Consider the following 5,525-nt stretch of genomic DNA (forward strand, 5'->3'; position numbering starts at 1 on the left):
TCCCAGCCCCGCGCGGCGGCGGCCCCGCCCCGCGGCGCGGGGCTGGGAGGGGGCAATCGATTTTCTCAATGTTCCTGATCGGGAAAAATCGTTTCCCCCGATGACGCCGGCCCCTCTACCCTCCGCGGGTTCGCAGAAGACACCCCTGGGAGGTTTTTCAACATGGACACGAATGCGACCGGTCCGCTCGGCTGCCCGATGAAGAAGCCGGGCGCCACCCGCGCGCTGCTGGGGCGCACCAACCGCGACTGGTGGCCGAACCAGCTATCCCTCGACATCCTCCACCAGAAGGGCCTGACCGGGAACCCGATGGGGGATGACTTCGACTACCGGAAGGAATTCCTCTCCCTCGACTATGCCGCGGTGAAGCGCGACCTGACCGCGCTGATGACCGACAGCCAGCCCTGGTGGCCAGCCGATTACGGGCATTACGGCCCCTTCTTCATCCGCATGGCCTGGCACAGCGCCGGCACCTACCGCACCGGCGACGGGCGCGGCGGGTCGTCCTCGGGCTCGCAGCGCTTCGCGCCGCTGAATTCCTGGCCGGACAACGCCAATCTGGACAAGGCGCGGCGGCTGCTCTGGCCGATCAAGCAGAAATACGGCCGCAAGCTGTCCTGGGCCGACCTGCTGATCCTGACCGGCAATGTCGCCATCGAATCCATGGGCGGCCCGACCTTCGGCTTCGGCGGCGGCCGCGAGGACATCTTCGAGCCCGAGAAGGACATCTACTGGGGCACCGAGGAGGAATGGCTGGGCCAGACCCGCATCGACCCGGCGAAGGAGATGGTGCTGGAAAGCCCGCTGGCCGCCATCCAGATGGGGCTGATCTACGTCAATCCGGAAGGCCCGGGCGGCGTGCCCGACCCGGTGCAGTCGGGCCGCGACATCCGCGAGACCTTCGCCCGGATGGGCATGAATGACGAGGAGACGGTGGCGCTGACCGCCGGCGGCCACACCTTCGGCAAATGCCACGGCGCCGGCGATGCCTCGAAGGTCGGCTCCGACCCGGAGGGCTCGGACATCGCCCAGCAGGGCCTCGGCTGGCAGAGCGGGCATGAGAGCGGCTTCGGCGATCATACCATCACCAGCGGGCTGGAGGGCGCCTGGACGCCCGATCCGACCAGGTGGGACAACGGCTATTTCCACATGCTGCTCGATTACGAATACGAGCTGGTGCGCAGCCCGGCCGGCGCGCAGCAATGGCAGCCGGTGAACCAGAAGCCCGAGGACATGGCGCCCGGCGCGCACAGCCCGGACCGCCGCCTGCCGACCATGATGACCACGGCCGACATGGCGATGCGCGAGGACCCGGCCTATCGGAAGATTTCCGAAAGCTTCCGCGCCGATCCTGCGAAGTTTGCCGATGCCTTCGCCCGCGCCTGGTTCAAGCTGTGCCATCGCGACATGGGGCCGAAGGTCCGCTACCTGGGCCCCGAGGTGCCGGCCGAGGACCTGATCTGGCAGGACCCGATCCCCAAGGCCGATTACGCCGCCATCGACGCGGCGGATGTCGCGGCGCTGGAAAAGCAGATCCTGGCCTCGGGGCTGAGCACCGCCGAGCTGGTGGCCACCGCCTGGGCCTCGGCCGCGACCTTCCGCGGCTCGGACCATCGCGGCGGCGCCAATGGCGCGCGCATCCGCCTGGCGCCGCAGAAGGACTGGGACGTCAACCAGCCGGACCGGCTGGCCAAGGTGCTTGCCGTCTATGAGGACATCAAGGCGGGCTTCGACGCTTCGGCCAAGGGCGGCAAGAAGGTCTCGATCGCCGACCTGATCGTGCTCGGCGGCTCGGCGGCGGTGGAGCAGGCGGCGAAGGCGGCCGGCCATGCGGTGCGCGTGCCCTTCGCCCCCGGCCGCACCGACGCCACCGCCGCGCAGACCGACGTCGAGAACATGTCTGTCCTCGAGCCGAAGGCGGATGGCTTCCGCAACTACCTGCAGGTGCCCTTCAACGTGCCCACCGAGGAGCTGCTGCTGGACCGCGCCCAGCTGCTGGGCCTGTCGGCGCCGGAGATGACGGTGCTGGTCGGCGGCCTGCGCGTGCTGGGCGCCAACCACAACGGCGAGAAGCATGGCGTGCTGACCGAGCGTCCCGGCCAGCTGACCAACGACTTCTTCGTCAACCTGCTGGACATGAACACCGCCTGGAAGCTGGTGGACGGCGCGGCCGATGAGAGCTTCGCCGGCACCGACCGGCGGACGCACCAGCAGAAATGGACGGCGACGCGGACCGACCTGGTCTTCGGCTCCAACTCGCAGCTGCGGGCGCTGTCGGAGGTCTATGCGGCCTCGGATGCGGAGAAGAAGTTCGTCGACGACTTCGTCGCCGCCTGGGTGAAGGTGATGAACGCCGACCGCTACGACCTGCGCGCCTGACTTCTCCTTCGGTTCGGCCCGCCCCCGATGGGGCGGGCCGGCTTTCTGCTGACTTGCCTGCCCACAACGAAGAAGAACGGGGAGGACAGGAGGAATGCACAGGCGCGACGTCGACCGGCTGGACCCGGCGCGCGACTACTGGGTGCCGGCCGTGGTCTCGCCACGGCGCGACTGGGCGGCCGCCCCCGGCTGCCGCCGCGGCGCCCGCTACCTGGTGGACAGCCGCACGCGGGCGGTGACCCGCGACGAATTCGAGACCTTCGACTGCGAGCTCAGCTGCCGCCGCTGGATCCGGCAGAACCAGGCCGCCCTGGCCCGCGACCTGCCGGGGGCGGAGGTGCGGGCGGTGCCGCTGGGACGCTGGCTGCTGGGGCTGGAGTAGCGGTCAGTGACCCGGCCGGGGCTTCGGGCCGGACTGGTTGCCGAACTGGGGCATGTTCGACGCCCCGCCGGCGATCTGGTCGAGCGCCGCGCCGGGCAGCTCGGCCCCGGCCGGCGGCGGCGGGGTGTCCTGCCGGGGCTTCGGCGGGTCGGTCATGGCGCTGCTCCTGTCGACGGCCTCTGCCGGCGGGGCGACGGGCGGGAGCCTCTCGCGGCCGGCCCGGCGCCCTCGAGAGGATGATGTTGATCGCGCCGGTCGATGGCGGCGTGGTGGACGGCGCCGCCGGCCTCGGGCATGACCCTGCCATGGATGCCGATCTGCCCCGGTCCTTCGACCTCGCCGTCAGCCACAGCCAGGTCATCATCCACCTGCCGACGGTCGAGCGCCCCGGCCATCGCTGGGAGGAGGACCACCTGCGCCAGGGCTTCGCCTGGTCGGAGGGTCTGGTCAGCCTGGCGGTGCCGGAGCATGCGGAGATCTGCCGGGTCCGGGTCGAGATCGTCGAAGAGCACGCGGTGCCGGCGGATTGCCTTTCCTGCGTGCGGGTGCCCTTCGAGGTCACGGCAGGCCCGCTTTCGATCGGCTCGGTCTTCGAGGCGGAAGAGGTGGAAATCCCGCTCGACCGCTACGCGCTGATCTTTACGGTCCGGCCGGGCGAGGGGCGCTGGACCTTGGAGCTCGATGGCGAGACGGAGAGCGGGGAATACAGCGACCTCCTCGAGGTGACGCTGATCCCCACGGCGGACCCGTCCTTCGCGATCCTGCGCGCGGGGGGCGGGGTGCAGGTCGACCGGGTGCTGCGCGAGGATGCCGAGACGGCCTGAGCCGCCTCAATACTCCGCCAGCAGCCCGCCGCCTTCGACCGCGCGGAAGCCGACGCCATAGACTTGGCCGAGAAGCCCCGGCGTCAGCACGTCATCCGGCGCGCCCTCGGCCAGCAGGCGTCCTTCCGCCAGCAGCGCGACCCGGTCGGCGACGAAACGCGCCTCGTTCAGGTCGTGCAGCACGATGGCGATGGCGACGCCTTCCGCGGCCAGGGCGCGCAGCAGGCGCAGCAGGCTGGCGCGGTGGCCGGGGTCGAGGCTGGCGGTGGGCTCGTCCAGCAGCAGGGCGGCGGGGCGCGGCATGGCCTCGAGCTGCGCCAAAGCGCGGGCGATCTGCACGCGCTGCTGCTCGCCGCCGGAGAGCAGGGCATAGGGACGCTGGGCCAGCGCCGAGACCCCGGCGCGGGACAGGGCCTCGGCGACGGCGGCGCGGTCGCGGCGCATCGCGGGGGTGCCGTGCCAGGGCAGGCGGCCGAGGCCCGCGACCTCGACGGCGCGCATCGGGAAGGTCAGCGCCACCTTCTGGCTGACCACGGCGCGGCGGCGGGCGAGCTCCAGCGGATCCCAGGCCGACAGGTCACGCCCCTCGAAGGCGGCGTGGCCCTCTTGGGGCAGGAATTCGCCGGTGCAGAGCTTCATCAGGCTCGACTTGCCGGCGCCATTGGGGCCGACGATGGCCAGCACCTCGCCGGGGGATAGCGCCAGGGAGACACGGTCGAGCAGCACCCGGCCGCTGCGGCACAGCGTCGCCGCCGCCAGGCGGATCACGAGGCGCCCCCCCGGCGCAGCAGCCACAGGAAGAAGGGCGCGCCAAGCAGCGCGGTGACCACGCCCACGGGCAGCTCGGCCGGCGCCGCCAGCGACCGCGCGACGAGGTCGGCCAGCACCAGCAGCGCCGCCCCCAGCAGCGCCGAGAGCGGCAGCACCAGCCGGTGGTCGGCGCCGCCCGCCAGCCGCACCAGATGCGGCACGACGAGACCCACGAAGCCGATCAGCCCGGTGAAGGCCACCCCGGCCGAGACGGCGATGGCGGCCAGGACCGTCGCCTGCCGCTTCACCCGCTCGACCTTCAGGCCCAGGTGGAAGGCCTCGGCCTCGCCGAGCACCAGGGCGTTCAGCGGGCGGGCCAGGCGCAGCAGGGCGAGCGTCGGGGCCAGGACCAGGGCGATGACCACCGGCAGCTGCGACCAGCGCGCGCCGGCGATGCTGCCCAGCGTCCAGAAGGTGATGTCGCGGGCCTGGCGCTCATCGGCCATGAAGATCAGCAGGCCGGTGAGCGCCGCGGCCAGCGCGTTCACGGCGACGCCGGCCAGCAGCAGGGTGGCCACCGCGGTCGCGCCTTCGCGCTGCGCCAGGCGGGTGATCAGCAGCGTGGCGCCGAGGCCGCCGGCGAAGGCCGCCAGCGGCATCAGCCAGAGGCCCAGCTTGCCGCCGGCCAGCGCCAGCAGGGGCCCGGCGAAGACGATGCTGGCGACCGCGCCGAGGCCGGCCCCGGCGGAGACGCCGATCAGCCCGGGATCGGCCAACGGGTTGCGGAACAGCCCCTGCATGACGGCGCCGGCGGCACCCAGCCCGGCGCCGATCATGGCGGCCAGCAGGGCGCGCGGCAGTCGGATGACGGTCAGCACCGCGGCTTCCCGCTGCAGGTCGGCGGGCAGCGGGGCGAGGCCGGTGACATCGAGCCCGAGGGCGAGCACCGCGCGGGCGCTGACCGCCGCCGGGCCGAAGAGCAGCCCGGCCAGCAGCGCCGCCAGCAAGGCGCAGACCCCCAGCAGCAGCGCGGCGGCGAAGGGGTGGCGGGCGGCAGCGCGCGGCAGGGTCAGGCCGAGCGCCATGTCAGCCGCGATACCAGGCGCGCTCGGGCAAGGCGGGCAGGGTCACGCCCGGGTGCAACAGGGAAAAAACCTCGTGGCGGGCGAGGGGGGCGCGGGGGCCGAAGG

Annotated in this window: 6 protein-coding genes; 3 read left to right on the forward strand and 3 right to left on the reverse strand. The window is 72.3% G+C overall.

Annotated features, from left to right (window positions below; translation table 11 throughout):
- The first annotated feature begins 162 nt into the window (after nucleotides 1–162).
- Both katG and BKE38_RS32490 read left to right on the forward strand, forming a co-directional pair.
- Nucleotides 163–2,379, forward strand: a complete 2,217-nt coding sequence (katG, locus tag BKE38_RS27325) for a catalase/peroxidase HPI (RefSeq protein ID WP_076960341.1) — start codon at nucleotides 163–165, stop codon at nucleotides 2,377–2,379.
- A 94-nt stretch (nucleotides 2,380–2,473) separates the two neighbouring features.
- A complete protein-coding gene (locus tag BKE38_RS32490; RefSeq protein ID WP_076960342.1) occupies nucleotides 2,474–2,761 on the forward strand; it encodes a hypothetical protein in 288 nt (95 codons plus the stop codon).
- Nucleotides 2,762–2,764: 3 nt separating this feature from the next.
- Here BKE38_RS32490 and BKE38_RS32495 read toward each other — a convergent pair whose 3' ends face one another.
- Nucleotides 2,765–2,917: a hypothetical protein gene (locus BKE38_RS32495; protein WP_165694302.1), complete on the reverse strand. Its 153-nt coding sequence runs from the start codon at nucleotides 2,915–2,917 to the stop codon at nucleotides 2,765–2,767.
- Between the two features lie 80 nt (nucleotides 2,918–2,997).
- On the opposite strand from BKE38_RS32495, the gene comJ reads away from it, so the two are divergent.
- Nucleotides 2,998–3,585: a competence protein ComJ gene (comJ, locus tag BKE38_RS32500; RefSeq protein WP_165694303.1), complete on the forward strand. Its 588-nt coding sequence runs from the start codon at nucleotides 2,998–3,000 to the stop codon at nucleotides 3,583–3,585.
- A 6-nt stretch (nucleotides 3,586–3,591) separates the two neighbouring features.
- Here the strand turns inward: comJ and BKE38_RS31065 are convergent, their stop codons facing one another.
- Both BKE38_RS31065 and BKE38_RS31070 read right to left on the reverse strand, forming a co-directional pair.
- Complete coding sequence (locus BKE38_RS31065; RefSeq protein WP_076960344.1) at nucleotides 3,592–4,353, reverse strand: heme ABC transporter ATP-binding protein; 762 nt, start codon at nucleotides 4,351–4,353, stop codon at nucleotides 3,592–3,594.
- Nucleotides 4,350–5,420: a FecCD family ABC transporter permease gene (locus BKE38_RS31070; RefSeq protein WP_076960345.1), complete on the reverse strand. Its 1,071-nt coding sequence runs from the start codon at nucleotides 5,418–5,420 to the stop codon at nucleotides 4,350–4,352. Before BKE38_RS31070 ends, BKE38_RS31065 begins: the two co-directional genes overlap by 4 nt.
- Nucleotides 5,421–5,525: the final 105 nt, after the last annotated feature.

Source organism: Teichococcus deserti, assembly GCF_001982615.1.
GTDB lineage: Bacteria > Pseudomonadota > Alphaproteobacteria > Acetobacterales > Acetobacteraceae > Pseudoroseomonas > Pseudoroseomonas deserti.

Bases quoted from the DNA above. Each gene is read 5' to 3' on its own strand.
- katG (WP_076960341.1), top strand. From the start codon at position 163: ATGGACACGAATGCGACCGGTCCGCTCGGCTGCCCGATGAAGAAGCCG.
- BKE38_RS32490 (WP_076960342.1), top strand. From the start codon at position 2,474: ATGCACAGGCGCGACGTCGACCGGCTGGACCCGGCGCGCGACTACTGG.
- BKE38_RS32495 (WP_165694302.1), bottom strand. From the start codon at position 2,917: ATGACCGACCCGCCGAAGCCCCGGCAGGACACCCCGCCGCCGCCGGCC.
- comJ (WP_165694303.1), top strand. From the start codon at position 2,998: ATGATGTTGATCGCGCCGGTCGATGGCGGCGTGGTGGACGGCGCCGCC.
- BKE38_RS31070 (WP_076960345.1), bottom strand. From the start codon at position 5,420: ATGGCGCTCGGCCTGACCCTGCCGCGCGCTGCCGCCCGCCACCCCTTC.